This is a genomic window from Sphingobium sp. CFD-1 (genome assembly GCF_024611115.1).
Lineage (GTDB): Bacteria > Pseudomonadota > Alphaproteobacteria > Sphingomonadales > Sphingomonadaceae > Sphingobium > Sphingobium baderi_A.
In genome coordinates, this window is the sequence record NZ_CP084398.1 from 174,818 (window position 1) to 193,511 (window position 18,694).

Here is an 18,694-nt window from a genome sequence, read left to right on the forward strand (position 1 = left end):
GCGGGGCACCTGCCTTGAAGCAGCTATATTGTCGAGGCAGTTGGGGCGTGAGGTCAAGCGAGCATCCGGTCTACGGCATCGCGTTCGACCACTGTCACATCCATCAGCTTGCCGCCGAAAACATGTTCGCCCAGCATCAGCCGGCGCTCCACATCGATGGGATGGCTGCTCATCGAGCGCCATCGGATAAAATAATACCCCTCCGGATCAAGCGGATAGGGTTGAATGTGAAGAGATTTTCCGCGGATGATCGCCGTGTTGATGCCCTCGAACATCATGCCCCAGTCGGCAAACGCCCAGCGCTCTTCTATAAATGGTCCTGCCATAGGCAGATCACCTTCGGCTGCGCCCTGATAAAGGGAACGGGCCTCTTCGGTGGTCTTGAATTCCCAGTAATGGGGAATGAGAAGTCCGATTCCGTCAAAGCGGTATGTTACTTCCTTCTCCGGCAATGTTGTCATGATTGCCGCAAGGTCGTTCCGAACCTCGGCGATCCAGTGATCGCGGTACACTTCCAGCATGATACGGTCGCGTGGATTCTCCAGATTGCCAATATTTGCATTGATACGGCGCATCGCGTCGCTGACGGTGGGAATTTCGATCATTTGCGCTCTCTTTGTCAGGATTGGGATTTTTTCGTGCCTTCGACATCTGCATCATCCAGTGAGATTATATCCCGATGTCAAAATGAACATTGAAACAACTTAACCCATCATTTCGGATATTGTCAGCATGACGAGTGAGAGCAGAACCACCGTCAAGGCACGAATGGTTGCAAGGCATATTGCGTGAGACGTTCCCGCGCCGGCAATGCCTCTGCCATGCGGTCATCGACCTGCCTCGCAAAATAGTCGAGCAAGATCGCATCATGGTCCGGCCCCGCTGTCTGGACGAAGTTCTCAACCGCGGCATCAGCCTCTCGCCAGTCCGCAGGACGATAGCCCAGGAACGCGGCAGCACGATCGAGATCGGCCGCGCCATGCTCTTGCCGCATCGCGGCTTCCGCTCGCGCCCATTGGACCAGCTTCTCTGCTGAGCGCCTATCGTTCTCGCCAAGCTCGGAGTTTCCCGTATCGATCCTGGCGACCGTTGCTTCCAGAATCTCCCACACGATCCGAGAGCGGCTGTCCGCAGGTTCGGAGGGGGCAGACGTGGGAATAGTGACGTCCATGTGCTCGGCAATGGCCCAGAGCAGCGCCCGACGGCATAGAATATCCCACACAATATATTCATATTGCATGTCCACCGGCCCCGGGTTCGCCATGGGAGCAGCCAGCGTCATGGACGAAGCGAGCATGAAAGTCGCGGTGTGATAGCTGAACGCCTTCTGATCAATCTCCATTCCAGTCGTGCGGGCATAGTGGCGAACCAGATGATTAGGATCAGCGCCCAGAGGCTCGGTCGGATGTCGCAGCCTAAGCGCTGCCAGATCATGCATGGGATCGCCAATGTGCGTGGCCTCGAAATCATACAGGGTAGTGATCTTGCCATTCTGGAAAAGGAACTGCCCCGGATCGCCATGCAAAACGCATGTTCGGGTGCGATGCTGCGGAACGTTTCGCTCTACCCAACGCAGAGCCCATTCCATCATCGGCTGCGGCGTTTTCTTGAGCCGGCGGAAGATTGCTATGTTCGGGGTGAGATAGGAGAATGCGATCTCCCTTGGAGACTGGGGCTGAACCATGCCTGCCGCGACAAAAGGCGCGGTGTCCAGGCTGTGGATGCGCGCTAGGATCTCGACGCTTTCCTCGGCTATCCGCTGCGCCTCTGCGGCGTTGGCTGCTTCGGTGACATCCCGTGTTCCCGGGACGCGATCCATGATGATCCCCTCTGGATCGTGGCTCATGCCATAGACGTGAGGCACCGGAATGCCTCCTTGCTCAAGCAGCCGGAGAATCCCGGCCTCGCGCGCCAGGCCAGGAAATGTCTCCGCGTCGATTCCCTTGTCGCCGCGGACATAGAGCGGGATCGTGCGATCGTCGCGACTGACCTCCGCATACCAGCTCGTACGCCATCGCGGTTGCCGATCCAGCATCGTCACGCGTCCACCCACCAGCCGCTCGATCTGCCGTGCCAGCCGTTCGGTCATGTCGTCCTTAACTATAGCATGGTTCATGTTCATCCCCGTCCCCGGATGAAGGGCGCGTCTTCATCGAGTGAGCTGCCATTCCCGGTCAGCAAAGAAGCGAGCCGCTCAAAGATCAGGTGTCTGAGGCCAGAAGCGCGAATGCAGCGAGCCGTCCTCCCGAAACAAATATGTTTCAATCGACTCGAGTTCGATGGTCTTTCCGTCCTGAACCAGCTTGTGCGTGAAATAGGTCGCGGCTTCGCCATTGGCGACCATCGCGGACACAAGGCGGGATTGCACGTTGATGCCGTCCTCCCACATGCGCTCGAGATGGTCCCAACCCTTGAAAACCTCTCCATTTGCCGGCCATTCGAGCGAGTAGCCGCCAGGTGCGATCTGGCGGTAAAGGGCCATGAAATCGTCTTTGCGGCTCTTGTCGTTGAAGATCCGGGTCTGCTCGTCGAGGAAGCTGTGAATGGTCCTGGATGATGGGATGCTCATGCTGGCTCCTTTGATGGGTCAGGGTCCGCGACGCTGCGATGTGCAGGAAAGGGAGATGGTCTTCCGTCAATAGAAAGGCGCCCGGCCCCGCATGGCAAGGCTAGCCGGCTATGACGGCTTCGGGCTTCATGCCGAGTTGCTTGCCCAGATCGGCTGTATCGAAATATTCTCTCCAGCTCACAATCTTGCCCTCTGCATCGAGATCATAAACGGCGACGAGGGCATGAGAGACGCGGACCCCGTGCATCGTGAAATAATCCAGGCGTTCGGTCATCACGGTCAATCCGGCAGAAACTAGTTTAACGATCCCGCATTCCATGAAGGTCGAGAACTCACGCTGGCGTTTGACTTCAGCATGGATTGCCTTTTGGCCCCGCACGACCTGGCCGGGCACCCACATGTGCCATTCCCCTTCCGTCGCAAAATAGCTGGCGATGATATCCGGGTCGGGCTTCTCGATCTTGCCCTCACCCCAGGCAGCGCAGAAATCGCGCACAATCTTTTCGGCATCAATCATATTATCCCTCTCCCATATTCGTCAGGTCCAAAATGCCTCGACGTTAAGCCTGTTGATATATGGACACGGTTTCGACCGCGATTGTCCTTGGCCTGTTTCGGCGATCAGCTTCCGAAGCGGTAGCGAAGCTGCACGCCATACATGCGAGGTTCACCATATATCGCACTGGTGATGCCCAGCAGTGCCGATGTCACAGTGCCGCTGGCATAATATTTCTTGTTGAACAGATTACGCATGAAAACCCCAATATCCATGGGAAGGCCGCCAACATTGTTCAGATCAATCCGACCGTTGAAAAGGTCGTAGCCCGGCAGTTTAACGTCGGTAATAGGGACTTTGCTGGTATGGTAATAGTCCAGGCTCGCCGCCAGTTCACCGGCGCTGCCCAATTCTACGGCATATCGAGCGCCGCCCGAGAAGGTAAACTTCGCCGTCAGGTTGAACGGCACCTCAGGGGATGCGAGGTAGGGCTGCAATACGGCCGGAAGCGTCAATTCCCGCGTTTTGGTGTCCAACAACGTTCCGGCCGCAGTGAACGACAATCCCTGTATCGGCGAAACAAGCGTATCGAAATCAATCCCGCTCACTCGAGTCTTACCGGCATTGACCAGCAGGGTTCCGCCGGTGGGATCGTTGCCAGGATCGCAATCCCCGTCTGGTGACAGCCCCGGCGCGGTGCCCCCCGGCGTTGTGGTGCTGCAGCCAGCCGCAGGCGTCGCCAGTCCTGACAGCGGGATTTGCACGCCATTGTACCAACCGGAGAAGGCAGACACGTTCACCCGTCCCCGGACCTCACCGGCGCGCCATTCGGTCCTGGCGCCGATTTCCACATCAGTGACCTTTTCCGGCGCGAACGATTGATAAGGCGTGAGACGGCCTGCCAGCGTTGGGCTGTTGACGCCGCCGGTTCGATAGCCACGCCGCGTGACGGCATACAAGAACACGTCCTTCGTCGCCTGCCAATCGAGGCCGATCGTCCAGGTCGGCGCCTTGGATGATGTTCTCTGGACGCTTGCGTTCACGATGTTTGAAGCGCCGCGCGCGCAGTCCGCGGGTCTGACGTCTGGCCTGCTGGTGACGCCGCTGCCGACGCATGCCTCGATCTTGTCCCAGGTATAACGAAAACCAGCGTTGAAACGGAGGCCTTCGACCACCGAGTCGAGCTTGAGCCCGATATTGGCGAACAGGGCCTTGCTGGTCTCGTCGTAGAAATTATAGGAGAAAGGGACGTCCGTGATGCCGGGAATGGTGAAGATCGGGACATAGGTGCCGCTCGGTCCTTTGGGCTTGCTCTTCAGGTAGAAGCCTCCGACCAGCCAGTCGAGATTGCCGTCCATCGCCTCACCACGCAATTGGACCTCGTCACTTAGCTGCTGGACATTCTGCGTCTGGCGGCCATTGACCACGGTGACTGGCGTGCCGACTGGAAAAACGCCTGTGCCATCCGCCACAATGGTAGGCAGGCCATCGGAACTCGCGAAATAATCGAGCTTGTTACGGCGATAGCCAAAGATGTTGATGAGATGAATGTCGTCCGCCAGATCGATCTCCGTGCGATTGGTAAGGCCGCGGCGTGATACATTCTGGAACTGCCCGATATCGGTATCGACAACGCGCGGGCCACGGCGCTGCTGGGCTTCCAGAACATCCACGATCGGTTGTAGGAGGCCGAGTGTGGCGAGCAGCGGTGAGTTTCTGTCAACATCGACCAGCACCGATGCATCGCCCGCCGTTCGGTTTCTCGAATAATCGTAGATCGTTGTGTTGGTAAACCCCTCCACCGGCTCAAGCAGAAGCGAAGCCCTGTAACCGCGGGAGTTGACGTTATCGGGGTCGCGTCCAACGCCGATCGTTCGGGTATAGCCGTCACGCTTCTGATATTGTCCGCTGAGGCGCAACGCGACCTTGTTTGCAACGATCGGAAGATTGAGCACGCCTTCGAACTGCCGATCGTCATAATTTCCGTATGCGCCCTGGATGTAACCACCCAGTTCATAGTTGGGGGCCGTTGGATAATATAAAATCGCGCCGCCCGTGGTGTTGCGGCCAAACAGGGTTCCTTGCGGCCCTTTCAATACCTGAACCGAGGACAGGTCGTAGGTAGGAATGCCGGCACCGACAACGGGTGAAGGAACCTCGGCGAAATAGGGGATCACGCCGGGGGCGCTATTGCCCGAGAGCGCCTTGGATTGCCCGCGAATAGCGTAGATCGTGTTTTCACGTCCGCCGGACCCGGCCAGGAAGATGCCTGGCGTTTTCACGATCAAATCCTGGGTGTTCTGAATGGATGCCTGGCGGAGCATGTCAGCGTTAAAGGCGGTGACGCTAACGGGTGTCGACTGGATGCTTTCCGCCGAGCGACGCGCGGTCACCACAATCTCGTCGAGCGATCCGGTTGAGGCCAGGGCATGATCCGGTTCTTGAGCCCGTGACTGGCTTTCCCCGCTGGATTGAGCAAGTGCCGCGCCAGTCGTGGCCATGACAAGCAAGCCGGTTCCCAGCAATAGATATAATTTTTGCGATCCGCGCATGACTATCCCCTCAATTTATATATTTAACTCTATGATATTGTATTTTTTTATTATAAATTGGTCGAATACTTTATCATTTTAATTGAAAAATATAATTTTGTATAGTAAATTGTATCAGTCATTTCTTGGTGGTAACAGGCTATTTGCTACCAGATTGCGTCCAGATTGTATCGATATGGTGCGGATAGGGTGCATTCTTGACGCGCGGCGCGCCGAAAATTTCGACAGCCTGCATCACTTCGCTGAGCCCCATGACAGTGCGGTACAAGCGCGCTTCGGCTTCCGGCAGGTCGCCGTCCGGGAAACTGTCGAGATAGGTGAAAATCTCGTCCAGCCGGTTGGCCGCAGCATCGTGAAATGTGCGTAGCTCGTCCATCGTTAGCGACTGGCGCAGCAGATATCGCTCAGAGGCCGTTTCCAATTGACCCCATTTCTCTGCAAATGGCTCAAGCGCTGAAAACTGGTCGGGAAGCTTCGTAATACTCATCTTTCCACCCCCATCGACCTATCATATCGTTATTCAGCGGCGAGACGCTCCGGCTCTCCGCCCAGTCGGTCATCCACCGCCGCCTGCATGATGCCCGACATGTGCCGCAGAAGAATTTCCGGATAGCCGAAATAAACCTGCTCCAGCGCGCCGGATGCCAGTCCCTGATGCTGGCCGTTAATACTGAAATTATCTTCCGTCAGTACATCGCGGTACATCGCCATCATGCATTCCTGGGCGAAGCGCTGACGACGCGTTTTCGGCGCACAGAAATACCATCGTGCGTACCAGCGGGATTTGTCGACTGCCACTGGCCAGTAGCTGTTAAACCACCAGCCATTGGGGAACACGCCAATCTGGCCCGTAGGGAAAAGAAAAAAGCCGTCGCCGCCCCAATTCTTCGCCTTTGGCCGATTGAGATCGGGGTGGTCGCTAAAGCTGGGTTGCGCTTCCTGATCCGGCGCATCGTCCGAATTGGACGTGATCTGCGCCTGATTCATGAATGCGAATGCCTGGACCGGACGCGCGGTCAGATCGACCGTGAAATCGGGGTTGGACGGCAGCGTCGTGATGAGGTGCGGGCCCACCTGTTCCCAACCGAGGGAATGCGAATGGGGATTGTCCTCCGGCAATGCCCAACCCTTGGCGGATTTCCGGTGGAGGGACGAGACATGATAACCTTCGCCCGAAGCTTCATTGCCGAGCTTCCAGTTCGCGTCCATTGGTGAAGTGAGGGATGCCGAGCGCGGATATGCGTCGAATGGCGCATCGATCAGCTTGTTCGAAATAGGGCCGAGAAACTGCTCCAGCGTCTGCTGCGGGTGCGGATCCAGGTTGATGAAGAGAAAACCGGCCCAACTGTCGACGCTGACCGGTTTCAGCTTTTGTTCGCGTTTGCAGACTTGCGGGAAATTCTCCTCATCGGGCAGTGCCTTGAGGGTGCCATCGGTGGCAAAACTCCAGGCGTGATAAGGGCAGGTGAACAGTCCGTTATGGCCGCGCGGTTCCCACAGGAGCTTCATTCCGCGATGCAGGCAGACATTGTGAAATGCTTTGATGCCTTCGCTTCGATCATTGACGATGATCACGGATGCATCGCAAATTTCCACATCCTTGACGAACCAGTCCCCCGGCTGGGCGACCTCTTCCACCCGACCCGCAAATAGCCACACCTTGCTGAAAATTTCGCGCTCTGCATCGAAGCGTTCGGGGGAGAAATAGACGTCAGCCGGCGCGATGCCGTTCTCCACCGTCTCGCGCTTTGGTAAGGTTGGGCCGAAGCCGATGTCGAAAGGAGATAGCAAGGGTTCGTCGAAGGATCTCACGGCATTCCCCAACGCATGTAATTCATATGAATTATCTAGGTCGGCGATATGGTGCAACCCAGGCAATGTCAAGCTTTGCTCCAAGGCGTTGCGGCCTGATACAGTTCACATATGAAAATCCCGGCAGGTCGTGGTTCGTCGCGCTTATGGGTGTTTGTGACAGTTCTGTGCCCGGGGGACGCTTGACCCAAGGGGTGTGAGGAAAAGCCGATAGCGGCGGCATGTCTCTCATCTGGCGCGCAAAATCGCGTGCGCGGCCATCTAGCGATTCCGATGAGCGTGAGGTCGGCATGGTTGCGGGCCAGCAACTTCAAGGATTCAATGCGATTTGCCGGGGAGGGTAGGGCATGAGGAAGATGGCGACAACCGCCTGCAATATATCCTGCCAATAAATGGATCCGGCATCATAGGGCGGGTGCTGGCGAACTTTGGGCGGTTCCGGATAGGCCACCGCTATCAGAAATATATTCGCGGCTAGCCGAAAGCGCCGTTCGATGACATCCGCAGGCATGTCGGGCCAGAAATTCATAATGCGGCGGTTTATCTCGGCCGATGCCGGCGAGTTGAACTGGGTGATAAAGAAGGGCTGTTCGGCGAGAGGTAGCGGCATCAGGGCCAGCATGAACCGCGAATAGGTTTCGCGCTCCAGTTCAGGCATGAGGATGATGGGCAATAACAGGGCGCCTATCAGATCTTCAAAGCTGATTTGAGGCTGTATCAGGAGGCGGTCCAGATGCGCCTTCCGGGCCGCTTCGATCATGGGCAGACGCATTTCGTAGACAGCCTGTATCAAACCAGCCTTAGATCCGAAATGATGATGCACCGCCGAACTGTTTGCATGTCTTGCGGCAACCGAAATCTGGCGAAGCGAAACTCCATCCAAGCCATGTTGCCCAAAGAGCTTTTCGGCAGTGACGAGCAGGCGCTGTCCACCCTTGCTATAGGTTTCGAGACTTTTGAGCATGAGAACGTCATGCTGCCATTTCCTGTACGTGCCAAGTCCATTGATGTCGCGGTCAACTCCATGTGGCGCTCGGTATGAGAACGGGAAATATGGATCTAACCCGTTCACGCGAATTGAGGACGCAACCATAATGCTTTGCGAGGGCAGGCTTGCAGGCGGGAAGATCTGCCTTTGCTGGCAAGGAATTCGTGCCTGTAGGTCGTCACAAGAAAATTTCTGCCTTCCAGCAGTACGAAAAAGCTATTTCCGTTCTCCCGCGATTTCTTCTCTTCCGATCTAGCGGGGGCATCAAAGTTCGCGGCAGACGCCTTTGTCCGTGCCGTCGTGGCCTTAGCCCGGCATTGGGCCAGTCTAGAGATAGGGAGGATTACGGCTCTTTTCGAAGAGCTTGGCGGAGACGCCGGGATTCGAACCCGGGGTGCCCCATTCAGGGCACGACGGTTTAGCAAACCGCTGGTTTCAGCCACTCACCCACGTCTCCGCAATCATGCCCACCGCAAAAAGGCGGGCAGTGGCTTGGCTGGAACCGGCCTATAGCGATGCTCCAGCCTTGTGGCAACGGCCATATTTGCGATCCCCGCGATCAGAAAAACGGGCCGGATTCGTTCCGGCGCAGAATCGACTCAGGTGGGCGTTCGTTCATTGCCGTTTCAGCTTCGATGCTGATAATCTGCGGAATGGATAAATGCGGGAATGCGGGGAGCCTTAAGGCATGATCGGGACTTTGGCGCGGGTCGTGACCCGCTTTGCGCGCGGCGGCACGCTTGTCGCGGCAATGGCGGGTATGGCGCTGACGCCGCTTGCCGCGCAGGCACAGATCCGCACTGTGGACCCCAACACGGCGATCGATGCCGATCTCGCCCCGCCGCCCCCGGCCAGCAACGCGCCGACCGATCCGGGCGTGGACACCACGGTCGCCCCCGACAGCGGCGTCTATAACGACCAGACCGGCGGCAACGCCTCCACCACCGCCGCCACCGCGACGGGCGCCCCTGTCACGGCCAATTCTCCTCCACCCGCGCCTTCGCCCAGCGATTCCTATCAGGAGGATGACCTGATCGGCGCGGCCGAGGGCGTTTTCGGCAAGGGCGCCGAAGGGTTGGCTGGACTCATCGAAAAAATCCTGAAGGATCAGGGCCGCCCCAATGCCTATATCGCAGGGCGCGAAGCGTCGGGCGCGCTGGTGGTCGGGCTGCGCTATGGATCAGGCACGCTCAATCACAAGATCGAGGGCAAGCGGGAAGTTTACTGGACCGGGCCGTCGATCGGCTTCGATGTCGGCGGCAATGCGGGTAACACCTTCGTGCTGGTCTATAATCTCTACGACACGCAGGACCTTTACCACCGCTTCCCCGCGGCCGAAGGTACGGCCTATCTGGTCGGGGGTTTCAATGCCAGCTATCTGCGCTGGGGCAGCGTCGTGCTGATCCCGATCCGCATGGGCGTGGGATACCGGCTGGGCATCAACGCGGGCTATATGAAGTTCACGGAAAAGCGGAATTGGCTGCCCTTCTGAACGGGTTTCAAAGGGCGAGGGCGAGCTGATCGCCCTCTTCCGCATCGCCTTCCAGATTATGCACGCCCAGCCCCAGCAAACGCGCGCCCATTCGTAGCGGGAGCTGGGCGCGCAGCAACATGCGCCCCGTTTCCGCCAGCAGGTCCGCCGAGCGCAGGGCAGACGGAAAGCTGCGGGACCGGGTGATGATGCGGAAATCGGCGAATTTGATCTTGAGCACCACGGTCCGGCCATAACCGCCGGATTTCTCGACCCGGCTCCAGAGATTGACCGCGATCCGATCCATCTCCTCGATCAGCCGCGCTTCCTCTGTCAGATCGTCGAAGAAGGTGTCCTCGACGCTGATGGACTTGCGTCCCTGCCGTTCATGGACTGGACGGTCGTCCTGACCGCGCGCCGCCCGATAATAGAACAGCGCCGCGCTGCCGAAATGCGCCTGAAGGAAAGCAAGGTCGCGCGCCCGCAGGTCCGCGCCGGTTTCGATGCCCAGCGCCTGCATCCGCCGGGCCGTGACCGGGCCGATGCCGTGTATTCGCCGGACCGGCATCTTCGCGATAAAGGCCGCGCCCTCCTGCGGACGGACCACGCACAGGCCATCGGGCTTGTTCTGATCCGACGCGAGCTTGGCGATCAACTTGTTGTAGGACACGCCCGCCGAAGCGGTAAGGCCGGTTTCCTCGCGGATGATGCGGCGGATTTCCTCCGCAACGCGGGTGGCGGAGGTGATGCCCGGCTTGTTCGCGGTGACGTCCAGATAGGCTTCGTCCAGCGAAAGCGGCTGGACGACGTCGGTGAAGCGGAAAAATATGTCCCGCACCTGCGCGGAAACGGCGCGATAGGCTTCGAAACGGGGCGGCACGAAAATGAGACCGGGGCATAGCCGCCGCGCCCGCGCGCCAGGCATGGCGGAGCGCACGCCGAAGGTTCGCGCTTCATAGCTGGCGGTTGCCACCACGCCGCGCGGCCCGCCTCCGCCGACCGCGATCGGCTTTCCCCGGAGCGTGGGATCGTCGCGCTGTTCAACCGACGCGTAAAAGGCATCCATGTCGATATGGATGATCTTGCGCGGCTGTGGCGGCGAGGATTCCATGGCGCGACCTTATGCCATGCCGGGAACGAAAGGGAAACAGAGTCAGTCGGTCACGACCCGCAAATTGTCGAGCATCCATTCGAGATGAGCGCGGCTGATCCGGCTCCACACATTATAGGTGCACCGCTGCCCCGCGATCCGCACATAGGCAAGCGATTGCAGGGCCACGCCTTCGCGGTTTGCGGCGGGATAAGGTTCCGCCCCTTCCTGTCCATAGCCCGCGAAGGAAGCGCCGGGAAATTGCGCGAGGTCGCGGAAATAGGGCCACTGGCGATAGAGCCTGTCCCGCTGGACAGCCACGTCCGCGTCATCGTCCGGCAAAAGGCCCGTACCGGCGAAGCCATAGGCGCTACGCTGGTCTGGCAGGTCGAAGGCGACACCCCAGCCCCCACCGAAATAAGCGGAGCGTGGAGCGCCTTCCGGCTGGCTCGATGCCGCCAGCGCCAGCGGGGCGCAGTCCTTGCGGTTTTCCGCTTTCGCCCATTCGACGCGCGCGCGCCTTTCGCCGATCAAGGTGGACGGTTCGGCGGCCAGAGCGGGCAGCGTGAAGCCGGGCAGGAACAGGGCCGCAGAAAGGAACGCCTTCATTCCTTGGCGCCCTTGATCGAAAGAAGGGCCGCGAAGGGACTGGCCTGCTCCTCCGACATGACACCCGCTTCGCGCAGATGGATGTCTGCCTGCGGTGAGCGGGGATAGGGCGTCATCGCCAGCGCCACCGTTTCCGCGACTGCTTCGCCCATGTCGATGACGTTGCCGGTATAGCCGATGGTGTCGCAATCCTCCGCATCGAGTTCCAGTTCCTCGCCTTCGGGCTGCATCTGGTCCTCGGCCACGAAGCGCAGCAGGAAATCGCTGTCGATCGTCTCTGGCACGGGCACGCCAGTGGCGACGCAGGGCTGGGCCAGATCGGCCTTCACATGGCCCCGCGCGATGATCGCGCCATCCTCTTGCGCCAGCGCATAATCCGCTTGCAGCCGGTCGAGCGCGAGCAGGTTGAAACGGCGCGCCAATGCTTCGCGTTCCGCCTCGTTCGCGACGATGGCCGTGGGATCGGCGTGGCGGCCAAGCTGATCGAGCCGCACGGGCCGCGAAAATTCAGGTGCCGTGTTGTCGTTCATCCAAGGTCTCCCGTTAGCAGCGCATCGCGGGACAGGCAGCCCAGCCGTATCCAGCGTTCGCGCAATGTGCCCTCGACATGGGCGAGGGCATCGGTCGAAGGCTCGGCCCCGCGATAGAGGTTGCGGCGCAACGCTTCGCCAAGGTCGCCGTCCCCTTCCAACGCGGCGCGATAGGCCGCCAGGCGCCCACCCAGCGCGCTCACCATGCGACCGATATGCTTGCCGACGACGACGTCGCCTATCCCTTCCTGCCGGAGCTGGCCGTCCATGTCGTCCACGAACAATTCGGTCAGCCACACGCTTTCCTGCTTGGCCCCCTGCTGCTCCAGCCGGATCAGCACCTGCGCCAATATGGCGACGATCATATCGAAACGTCCGTCCAGCGTATCGGGAACCGCGCCTTTCGCATACCAGTGCGGCTGGCGGCCCTCCGCCACGACGGCGTGATAAAGCGGCATCAGCCCTTCTTTGGGATCGCGCCGCCCGAACAGGCGCTGGAGGAAGGACGGGGCGGGTATGGACATGATCTGCCTGCTTTTCACGATCGGTTGAAAGGCGGTTTTTAGCCGCCCGTGCTGCGGCCCCTTGCCGAGGCCCATGCATTTCCATATTGATCGGCGCGCCGCCCGATGCAATGGCGGCTTGATGTTTCTTGGGTTTGGGGGCCGATCCCCGCAGGAGAAGTTCATGCGCCAGTTCAGCCGCCAATCCCGCAGCGGGCGGATCATGCTCGCGGTCGGCCTTTGCGCGCTGCTTCTGGGCACGTCGGGCTGCACGCGGATTCGTACGCATCAGGGGTATCAGGTTGACAAACTGCTGGTCGATTCGGTGCAGCCGGGCATCGACAACCGCGCATCGGTGGAAGGCACGTTGGGCCGCCCCAGTTTCGCGGCACAGTTCGGCGATCAGGACTGGTATTATGTGTCCCGCGACATGCGGTCGCTGGCCTTTTCCAACCCCAAGCCTGTGGCGCAGACCGTCCTGCATGTGCGATTCGACCCGGCCGGCAACGTCGTGGCGGTCGACCGCATGGGCCTTGAAGATGTGGCGAAGGTGAAGCCCTGGGGTGAAAAGACCCCGACGCTGGGCCGTCATCGCAGCCTGTTCCAGGAAATCTTCGGCAATATCGGGGCGGTGGGCGCTGGCGGCATGGGCGGCGGCGGTGGCGCGACCAGTCCGGGCGGTGGCCCTAACGGTAGCTGAGCTGCCGCGGCCTCGATGCCATCATGACAGGCATCGTTCGCGCGCCTAGCCGATCTTTTCCGCTTCGCGCCATTGGCCCTGTCCAATTCCATCGAGCGTCCAGTCGCCGATACGCCAGCGCACCAGCCGCAGCGTCGGATGCCCGACTGCTGCCGTCATGCGCCGCACTTGCCGGTTGCGCCCTTCGCGGATCGTCAGTCGCAGCCAGCAATCCGGCACGGTCTTGCGAAACCGAACCGGTGGATCGCGCGGCCAGAGCGCCGGTTCTTCGATGCGTTCGACCTGAGCTGGCAAAGTCGGGCCATCCTTGAGGCGCAGGCCGCCCCGCAATGATTCCAGCGCAGCCTTGTCGGGATCACCTTCAACCTGCACCAGATAGGTTTTCGGCACCTTGAAGCGGGGATCGGCGATCCGCGCCTGTAACCGGCCATCGTCGGTCAGCAGCAACAACCCTTCGCTGTCGAGGTCCAGCCGCCCGGCGGGATAGACGCCCGGCATGTCGATGAACGCGGCCAGCGTCGGACGGGGCGGGCCGGTGCTTTCGTCGGTGAACTGGCACAACACGCCATAGGGCTTGTTGAACAGGATGAGCGTCATCGCGCCTCAGTCCTCGTCATCAAACGCCAGGCTGCCCTGGTCGATCAGGGCCGCAATCAGCACAGCGGCAGGAGCCGATGCGGCAAGGGCCGGGTCCATTATGGTCGATCCCGCGCATAACCGTTCGGCCAGCAAGGCCGTATCGCCCGCGCAGTCGAAGCAATGGCCGTCCACGAATAGCAGGAGCGTTTCTTCCTTCTGCCGGATGAAGGAAAAGCGGCTGGCCGGGTTGCGGCTGAGCGGTACGCTTTCGGCCAGCAGCGCGCGCACGGCCTGCTGCCCGATCGCCTCTTCCGGCCGCCAGTCCGTTTCGGCATATTTGGGCAGGCTGTTGTAAAGCCCGAACCAACGGGCGAAGGCATCGCGATCGGACAGAGCCTCCATCACCATTTCGTGCAGACGGTCGATGGCCGACGTGGCGATTTCGCCGGGATTGGCCTGTAGCGTCAGGTCGGGATCGGTATAGCGATCCTCATCCGGCAATCCGTCGGCCTGATGCTCGCACCAGCTTTCGATCAGCTCGGCGCGCGACGGTGCGCGAAAACCGATTGAATAGGTCATGCAATCGTCGCTGACCGCCACCCCTTCATGTGCGAAACAGGGCGGGACATAGAGAATATCGCCGGGTTCGAGTATCCAGTCGCCCGTCGCTTCGAAATCGGCAATCAGGCGCAGGTCGTCGTGCGGCAGCAGCGGCGTCGCGGAATCGCATCGCGGTCCTACGCGCCATCGCCGCTTGCCCAGTCCCTGCACCAGAAACACGTCATATTGGTCGTAATGCGGCCCGACCCCGCCTCCGTCCGTGGCATAGCTGACCATCACATCGTCGATGCGCCAGTCAGGCACGAAACGGAACGGTTCGACCAGTTCGGCTACCTCGGGCGCATGATGGTCCACGGCCTGCACCAGCAGCGTCCAGGGGTTGCTGTCGAGTTCGCCGAAGCGGGTTTCGGCCAGCGGACCGCTTTCCGCCGCCAGACGGCCTGCGTCGCGTGTGATGAGGCGTGATTCCACGCCCTCTTCGCAGGCGAGGCCCGCCAATTCGTCCGGGTCGAGCGGATTACGCCACTCTTTCCATGGGTTGCGGATCAGCAGCGGGCGTTTCTGCCAATGGTCGCGCAGGAACAGGTCGACGTCGAAATCGGCAATTTGCATGCCTCGCCCATGCGCCCATAGGCGTCCGCTGTCAAAAATCTATCGCTTTCCCGGGGGGCGACCAGAACTGCCAGGGCGCGCGGCGCGGCCTGTTCCTTCCCGATTTCAAGACCAGATATTTTCCAGCTTTCTCAACGCACTACGCATCGGAATCCGATATGAGACGTAGACGTGTCGATTGTCTGGGGATAGCGCGCCGCAGGGCGATAACGCTGGCAATAATTTTCCGCGCAGAGATGCGACCCGCCCTTGAGGGTTTTGCGGGGAAAGGCTGCTCCGGGATCGGAAGGATCATGGCTGCCCCTTTCATCCCCACCGCGCGGGTTGCTGGGAATGCAACAGGATGGCGAATCCTTTCCCTTGGCGCCGGCGCTGTACCAGTCGGCTGTCCATTCCCAGACATTGCCGATCATGTCGTAAAGCCCATAGCCATTGGGTGGAAAGGCGCCCACCGGAGATGTCCCGGCATAGCCATCGGTCATGAGATTTTCCGTTGGAAAGGCCCCTTGCCAATAATTGGCCATCATCTTTCCGTCCGGCGTCAGTGCGTCGCCCCAGGCAAAAGCCGCGCGATCCAGCCCGCCACGGGCGGCAAATTCCCATTCGGCCTCAGTTGGCAGATCCTTACCCACCCATGTCGCATAGGCGCTGGCATCGGCATAGGCGATATGGACGACCGGATGGTCGAGCAATGCGTCGATCGAACTGTCCGGTCCAGCGGGATGCCGCCAATCCGCGCCAAAGCAAAAGGTCCACCATTGCAGGCTGTTGGATAAGCTTACCTTTTTTTCAGGAGGAACGAATAGCGATGAGCCGGCCCGCAGCATATGGGGTGGGGCATCAGGATAATCCGCTGGGTCGGGGGCCATTTCCGCGAGCGTTACATAGCCTGTGGTCGCCACGAATTGCTTGAACTGCCGATTGGTCACAGGCAGGGTGTCGATCCAGAAATCATCGACGCGAACCTGACGGGCGGGCGCCTCTTCAGGATAATGTTCGTCCGAGCCCATCCAAAAGGCGTCCCCCGCAATGAAGGTCATGCCGGGCCTGTCGTTGGCTTGCGGCTCAATTTGAACAGGCATTATTCATTCCGTCACAGGCTTTCGCATAAGTGGGGCTGATGCAACCGTAGGTCAGAACCGCCGCATTGGGCAATCTATCCTGGAACAGGCGCCGCCACCCATCCCAAAGGCTGACCCTGTTCTTGGACGCCGCTCCCGATTCACTGCTTCATGCCCAGAGTGATGCCGATGCGTTCAATGCGTCCGTCAAAATGCGGTGTTCCTGCATAATCGGTTACCGGGCGGCCACGATCGTCACCCACATCGAAGGTTTCACCGGGGCCAGCGGGCATCATGCCGACCCGGTCGATCCGGCCCTGGCCGATAGTGCGGCCATTGGCGGCGATGGTGAGAAGGCCGGGGGCTCCCGGCCTGGGCGCATCCGGCACGAAAGAGAATGTCAGGGTCTGCTTTCCGGCCGGGAGAGGAGAGGTGGCAGTGATATGATACTGGTCCGCTTCCGCGCTGGATGCGGCGTGGATGGCGAAGGGGATGCCCTTGTCCAGGCCAAAGGACCAACCGCCCAGGTTGCTGCCGGTGGCGACAAGCGCGCCATTGGAAGCGTTGGACAGCGTGACATCGCAGTCGATCGTGAAGCCGCGGGCCAGCATCGGTTGCTTTGCCCAGGGCAGACTCAGCTCTCCCCAGAAGACATAGTTCAATCTTGGGGTTTCCGGCCGCCGCATGCGCGCGGATTCGACCGGGTCCAGATTGGCGCGCAAGGGATAGACATTGTTGCGACGCGCTTCCGCATCGAACAGCGCCTGCATCTCGGCCAGCCGCTTCGGTTCGGTTGCCGCCAGGTCCTTTGCCTGCGCGAAATCGCTTTTGAGATTATAGAGCGACCATGTGAAGTCTTGCGGTTCGGTTGCCGATTTCTGCTGCCAAGGCATCCGGCCCGGATTGGTCGCAGCCAGCCATCCGTCACGATAGATTGCGCGATTGCCCAATAGTTCGAAATATTGGACGGCATGGCGGCTGGGGAGGGAGGGGCCCGTAAAGCTGTAGGCCATGCTTACCCCGTCCAGGCTATGCTGAGGGGCGCCGTCGACGAATTTCGGCGCCGGTATGCCGGTAGCCTCCAGCACGGTCGGCAGGATGTCGTTGACGTGATGGAACTGCTCGCGCATTTGCTGCGGCTGGCCGATATGATTGGGCCATGCAACGACCAGTCCATTGCGCGTGCCGCCCAGATGGGAAGCGATCTGCTTGAACAGGGGGAAGGGGGCGTTCATGGCCCAAGCCCAGCCGGCCGGATAGACCTGATAGCTGTCGGGGCCTCCAAGCTTGTCGATATTGCGGAGCTGTTCCTCGAAGCTCTGGTCCGGCTGTCCGGTCAGCTTGGCGAGTTCGTTGACGCTGCCTTCGGGGCCGCCTTCGCCGCTGGCTCCATTGTCGCCCTCGATGAAGATGATCAATGTATTGGCAAGCGTGCCGGTGCGCTCCAATTCGTCCAGCAATCGCCCAAATTCATGGTCCTGATAGGCCAGCATGGCCGCATAGGCTTCCATATAGCGGCCATAGAGGCGCTGATGATCGGCGTCGAGACTGTCCCATGCTGGCAGCGCCTGAGGGCGGGGTGACACCGCCGTCCCCTTGGGAATGATGCCCATCTCTTGCTGCCGCGCGACCGTTCTGGCGCGTTCTGCATCCCAGCCATCGTTGAACTTGCCCTTGAACCGGGCCATCCATTCGGGAGGCGCCTGATGAGGCGCGTGGGCGGAACCGGGTGCATAATAGAGAAAGAAGGGCTTGTCGGGCGTGGCGGCCTGTTGGCTGTGCAGCCAGCCGATCGCATGGTCGATCAAATCCCGGTCCAGCAGCATCGTCGGATCGCGGCCTTCCAGGCTGACCGGTTGGGTTCCGTGATAGAGCGTCGGGCGGAATTGGTCCGTCTCTGGTCCCACGAAGCCATAAAACTCCTCGAAACCCAGGCCCGTCGGCCAGCGCGTGAAGGGGCCGGTTTCGCCCGATTCGTCGCCCGGCACATTGTGGTGCTTGCCAAACCAGGCCGTGCTGTAACCATTGCCTTGCAATATGCGGCCAATCGTGGCGGAGGTCGCAGGCAGTTCGCCATTATAACCCGGAAAGCCCATGGCGATGTCGGTCAACGCGCCAGTGCCCACGCCATGATGATTGCGTCCCGTCAGCAACGCCGCGCGCGTCGGCGAGCACATGGCGGTGGTATGGAAATTATTATAACGCGCGCCTTGTTTCGCCAGCCGGTCGAGATTGGGGGTCGGAATCGGCCCGCCGAAGGTACTGGACGCGCCGAAACCGACATCGTCGGTCAGCACCAACAGGATATTGGGCGCGCCTGCGGGCGCCTTGACCTTTTCCGCCCAGACCGGTTTCGATTCCCTGAGCGAAGGTTCCATGGTCCCGCTGAAGGACGGGACGGGAACAGGCAGGATATCGCGCGACGCCGTATCTGATGAGGTGGCATGGGCCGTGCCTACCATGCCCGGCGCGCTCGCCAGGGTCATTGCCATCGCCAGCATCGACGTTCGCATCATTGCTATCCTCCCTTATGACGGCGATTTTTCATCTGATCAGCAAAT

Annotated in this window: 18 protein-coding genes and 1 tRNA gene; 2 read left to right on the top strand and 17 right to left on the bottom strand. The window is 60.1% G+C overall.

Annotated elements, in window-relative coordinates:
- Positions 1–53: 53 nt before the first annotated feature.
- The 9 genes from LDB26_RS00820 to LDB26_RS00860 all read right to left on the bottom strand — a co-directional run bounded on the left by LDB26_RS00820 (position 54) and on the right by LDB26_RS00860 (position 8,874).
- A complete protein-coding gene (locus LDB26_RS00820; protein WP_257539805.1) occupies positions 54–605 on the bottom strand; it encodes a hypothetical protein in 552 nt (183 codons plus the stop codon).
- Positions 606–757: 152 nt separating this feature from the next.
- A complete protein-coding gene (locus LDB26_RS00825; protein ID WP_257539807.1) occupies positions 758–2,116 on the bottom strand; it encodes a phosphotransferase family protein in 1,359 nt (452 codons plus the stop codon).
- 78 nt (positions 2,117–2,194) lie between these two features.
- The gene (locus tag LDB26_RS00830; protein WP_257539809.1) at positions 2,195–2,569 is read right to left on the bottom strand and encodes a hypothetical protein; all 375 of its coding nucleotides are present in this window, start codon (positions 2,567–2,569) and stop codon (positions 2,195–2,197) included.
- 100 nt (positions 2,570–2,669) lie between these two features.
- Positions 2,670–3,086 carry a limonene-1,2-epoxide hydrolase family protein gene (locus tag LDB26_RS00835; protein WP_062063055.1) on the bottom strand — a complete coding sequence of 139 codons (417 nt, stop codon included), beginning with the start codon at positions 3,084–3,086 and terminating at the stop codon, positions 2,670–2,672.
- Positions 3,087–3,190: 104 nt separating this feature from the next.
- Complete coding sequence (locus LDB26_RS00840) at positions 3,191–5,617, bottom strand: TonB-dependent receptor (RefSeq protein ID WP_257539811.1); 2,427 nt, start codon at positions 5,615–5,617, stop codon at positions 3,191–3,193.
- Between the two features lie 139 nt (positions 5,618–5,756).
- Positions 5,757–6,104 (bottom strand): hypothetical protein, encoded by a 348-nt coding sequence (locus LDB26_RS00845; protein WP_257539813.1) that lies wholly within the window; start codon positions 6,102–6,104, stop codon positions 5,757–5,759.
- Between the two features lie 29 nt (positions 6,105–6,133).
- Positions 6,134–7,501 carry an aromatic ring-hydroxylating dioxygenase subunit alpha gene (locus LDB26_RS00850; protein WP_257539815.1) on the bottom strand — a complete coding sequence of 456 codons (1,368 nt, stop codon included), beginning with the start codon at positions 7,499–7,501 and terminating at the stop codon, positions 6,134–6,136.
- Between the two features lie 238 nt (positions 7,502–7,739).
- On the bottom strand, positions 7,740–8,522 hold the full coding sequence (locus LDB26_RS00855) for a TetR/AcrR family transcriptional regulator (RefSeq protein ID WP_257539819.1): 783 nt from the start codon (positions 8,520–8,522) through the stop codon (positions 7,740–7,742).
- A gap of 260 nt (positions 8,523–8,782) precedes the next feature.
- A tRNA-Ser gene (locus tag LDB26_RS00860) sits at positions 8,783–8,874 on the bottom strand.
- A 231-nt stretch (positions 8,875–9,105) separates the two neighbouring features.
- Here LDB26_RS00860 and LDB26_RS00865 point away from each other — a divergent pair.
- The gene (locus LDB26_RS00865; protein ID WP_062063062.1) at positions 9,106–9,909 is read left to right on the top strand and encodes a DUF1134 domain-containing protein; all 804 of its coding nucleotides are present in this window, start codon (positions 9,106–9,108) and stop codon (positions 9,907–9,909) included.
- A 7-nt stretch (positions 9,910–9,916) separates the two neighbouring features.
- On the opposite strand, the gene dinB is transcribed toward LDB26_RS00865, so the two are convergent.
- Genes dinB through LDB26_RS00885 form a run of 4 tightly spaced genes read right to left on the bottom strand, consistent with a single transcriptional unit; the run spans position 9,917 to position 12,641 of the window.
- On the bottom strand, positions 9,917–10,999 hold the full coding sequence (gene dinB, locus LDB26_RS00870) for a DNA polymerase IV (protein ID WP_257539821.1): 1,083 nt from the start codon (positions 10,997–10,999) through the stop codon (positions 9,917–9,919).
- Positions 11,000–11,041: 42 nt separating this feature from the next.
- Positions 11,042–11,587, bottom strand: coding sequence for a hypothetical protein (locus LDB26_RS00875; protein WP_257539823.1), 546 nt, complete (start codon positions 11,585–11,587; stop codon positions 11,042–11,044).
- Positions 11,584–12,117 (bottom strand): DUF177 domain-containing protein, encoded by a 534-nt coding sequence (locus tag LDB26_RS00880; protein ID WP_257539825.1) that lies wholly within the window; start codon positions 12,115–12,117, stop codon positions 11,584–11,586. The genes LDB26_RS00875 and LDB26_RS00880 overlap by 4 nt, the downstream gene beginning before the upstream one ends.
- Complete coding sequence (locus tag LDB26_RS00885; protein WP_257539827.1) at positions 12,114–12,641, bottom strand: ubiquinol-cytochrome C chaperone family protein; 528 nt, start codon at positions 12,639–12,641, stop codon at positions 12,114–12,116. Before LDB26_RS00885 ends, LDB26_RS00880 begins: the two co-directional genes overlap by 4 nt.
- Positions 12,642–12,804: 163 nt before the next feature.
- Here LDB26_RS00885 and LDB26_RS00890 point away from each other — a divergent pair, with 163 nt between their 5' ends.
- Positions 12,805–13,320 (top strand): outer membrane protein assembly factor BamE, encoded by a 516-nt coding sequence (locus LDB26_RS00890; RefSeq protein WP_062068440.1) that lies wholly within the window; start codon positions 12,805–12,807, stop codon positions 13,318–13,320.
- Between the two features lie 45 nt (positions 13,321–13,365).
- Here the strand turns inward: LDB26_RS00890 and LDB26_RS00895 are convergent, their stop codons facing one another.
- From LDB26_RS00895 to LDB26_RS00910, 4 genes are all read right to left on the bottom strand, one after another.
- Positions 13,366–13,917, bottom strand: coding sequence for an rRNA large subunit pseudouridine synthase E (locus tag LDB26_RS00895; protein WP_062063068.1), 552 nt, complete (start codon positions 13,915–13,917; stop codon positions 13,366–13,368).
- Positions 13,918–13,923: 6 nt separating this feature from the next.
- The gene (locus tag LDB26_RS00900; protein ID WP_062063070.1) at positions 13,924–15,072 is read right to left on the bottom strand and encodes a cupin domain-containing protein; all 1,149 of its coding nucleotides are present in this window, start codon (positions 15,070–15,072) and stop codon (positions 13,924–13,926) included.
- 131 nt (positions 15,073–15,203) lie between these two features.
- Complete coding sequence (locus LDB26_RS00905; RefSeq protein WP_257542215.1) at positions 15,204–16,112, bottom strand: formylglycine-generating enzyme family protein; 909 nt, start codon at positions 16,110–16,112, stop codon at positions 15,204–15,206.
- Between the two features lie 182 nt (positions 16,113–16,294).
- Complete coding sequence (locus LDB26_RS00910; RefSeq protein WP_257539829.1) at positions 16,295–18,649, bottom strand: arylsulfatase; 2,355 nt, start codon at positions 18,647–18,649, stop codon at positions 16,295–16,297.
- Positions 18,650–18,694: the final 45 nt, after the last annotated feature.

What these genes read in the sequence shown, in the direction of transcription:
- LDB26_RS00820 (WP_257539805.1), bottom strand. Translation starts at nt 605, where the DNA reads ATGATCGAAATTCCCACCGTCAGCGACGCGATGCGCCGTATCAATGCA.
- LDB26_RS00825 (WP_257539807.1), bottom strand. Translation starts at nt 2,116, where the DNA reads ATGAACCATGCTATAGTTAAGGACGACATGACCGAACGGCTGGCACGG.
- LDB26_RS00830 (WP_257539809.1), bottom strand. Translation starts at nt 2,569, where the DNA reads ATGAGCATCCCATCATCCAGGACCATTCACAGCTTCCTCGACGAGCAG.
- LDB26_RS00835 (WP_062063055.1), bottom strand. Translation starts at nt 3,086, where the DNA reads ATGATTGATGCCGAAAAGATTGTGCGCGATTTCTGCGCTGCCTGGGGT.
- LDB26_RS00840 (WP_257539811.1), bottom strand. Translation starts at nt 5,617, where the DNA reads ATGCGCGGATCGCAAAAATTATATCTATTGCTGGGAACCGGCTTGCTT.
- LDB26_RS00845 (WP_257539813.1), bottom strand. Translation starts at nt 6,104, where the DNA reads ATGAGTATTACGAAGCTTCCCGACCAGTTTTCAGCGCTTGAGCCATTT.
- LDB26_RS00855 (WP_257539819.1), bottom strand. Translation starts at nt 8,522, where the DNA reads ATGGTTGCGTCCTCAATTCGCGTGAACGGGTTAGATCCATATTTCCCG.
- LDB26_RS00865 (WP_062063062.1), top strand. Translation starts at nt 9,106, where the DNA reads ATGATCGGGACTTTGGCGCGGGTCGTGACCCGCTTTGCGCGCGGCGGC.
- dinB (WP_257539821.1), bottom strand. Translation starts at nt 10,999, where the DNA reads ATGGAATCCTCGCCGCCACAGCCGCGCAAGATCATCCATATCGACATG.
- LDB26_RS00875 (WP_257539823.1), bottom strand. Translation starts at nt 11,587, where the DNA reads ATGAAGGCGTTCCTTTCTGCGGCCCTGTTCCTGCCCGGCTTCACGCTG.
- LDB26_RS00880 (WP_257539825.1), bottom strand. Translation starts at nt 12,117, where the DNA reads ATGAACGACAACACGGCACCTGAATTTTCGCGGCCCGTGCGGCTCGAT.
- LDB26_RS00885 (WP_257539827.1), bottom strand. Translation starts at nt 12,641, where the DNA reads ATGTCCATACCCGCCCCGTCCTTCCTCCAGCGCCTGTTCGGGCGGCGC.
- LDB26_RS00890 (WP_062068440.1), top strand. Translation starts at nt 12,805, where the DNA reads ATGCGCCAGTTCAGCCGCCAATCCCGCAGCGGGCGGATCATGCTCGCG.
- LDB26_RS00895 (WP_062063068.1), bottom strand. Translation starts at nt 13,917, where the DNA reads ATGACGCTCATCCTGTTCAACAAGCCCTATGGCGTGTTGTGCCAGTTC.
- LDB26_RS00900 (WP_062063070.1), bottom strand. Translation starts at nt 15,072, where the DNA reads ATGCAAATTGCCGATTTCGACGTCGACCTGTTCCTGCGCGACCATTGG.
- LDB26_RS00905 (WP_257542215.1), bottom strand. Translation starts at nt 16,112, where the DNA reads ATGACCTTCATTGCGGGGGACGCCTTTTGGATGGGCTCGGACGAACAT.
- LDB26_RS00910 (WP_257539829.1), bottom strand. Translation starts at nt 18,649, where the DNA reads ATGATGCGAACGTCGATGCTGGCGATGGCAATGACCCTGGCGAGCGCG.